This is a genomic window from Oleiphilus sp. HI0067 (genome assembly GCF_001635735.1).
On the sequence record NZ_LWFI01001521.1, the window covers coordinates 1 to 1003 of the forward strand.

Genomic DNA, 1003 nt, shown 5'->3' on the forward strand with positions numbered 1-1003 from the left:
TTATGGGGCTTATTCTTTGTGTCATCGGAATACAAATGTTTATCGATGGCTATTTGAGCATCCATGCATAGCTCATTAACAAGGAATCCGATTATGAGAAAATTCTTATCACACTGCTGATCTCACTTTTTCTTGTAGCGTGCAGTACTGGTTCTCAAGTTGTTCCGAGCGATCATTTGGAAGCGGGTCCTGAGATTGAACGCTTCACTGGGACAGTTGTGAATATCAAAGAAGTAAATACGAAAGCCACGTTTGGAAAACGTTTTGGTGGTGCATTCTTAGGCGCGCTTATTGGTGGACAAATTGGTGGTGGCACAGGCGAAGAGATTGCAGGTGTTACAGGTGCGTTTTTAGGGATTGAGCTGGCGAACGACAAATACGGCGACACCATCGATCATGTTTTCTTAAAAGCCAAAGACGGCAGTGAATACGATTGCTACGTTGAGCTGAACGGCTTTAAGGTGGGAGACGCTGTTGAATTTACACTCGTGTCGGGGCATGTCTCTGCGATAGTTTCCACTTCACCCTGATCAGAATAGGCGGAGCAAATCACTCCGCCAAAGGAATAACTATTTCGCTTTAACAACACCTAAATTGATTAGGCTTTCGGCACCAGCAAGAATCGCATCTTCTGCAGTATGAGGCGTCCAACCAAGCGATAGTGATGCAGAGTTGTCTGCCTTCTTCGTTTTACCCCCCTCTCCTTTCACCATCTCCATGTCCTTCACCACATAAGACAATAGATTTGACAGTAGCTCAGGCAATTCAAAAGTAGAAACTTTATTGTTGGGATAAGCGCCCTTGAGAGTCTTGGCAACATCTTTAAACATCACCCAACCGTTTGCGCCAATAAATCGCTTGCCTACCGCTTCTGGTTTTTCGTAAGCCAAGCGATGCAACGTCGCGATATCGCGCACATCAACAGCCTCAAAGCCAATCTTTGGCACCATTGGGTAGTTGCCGCTGAGTAATTCTACGATTAGTTGTAACGAGGTTCCGTAGT

At 45.4% G+C, this 1003-nt stretch carries 2 protein-coding genes; one reads left to right on the forward strand and one right to left on the reverse strand.

Features of this window, described 5'->3' with window-relative positions; translation table 11 throughout:
• Window positions 1–176 precede the first annotated feature (176 nt).
• Window positions 177–530, forward strand: a complete 354-nt coding sequence (locus A3739_RS24810; protein WP_068501772.1) for a hypothetical protein — start codon at window positions 177–179, stop codon at window positions 528–530.
• Window positions 531–569: 39 nt separating this feature from the next.
• Here A3739_RS24810 and A3739_RS30380 read toward each other — a convergent pair.
• The coding region (locus A3739_RS30380) for a hypothetical protein (RefSeq protein WP_197472554.1) at window positions 570–1003 on the reverse strand (434 nt) is incomplete at its 5' end.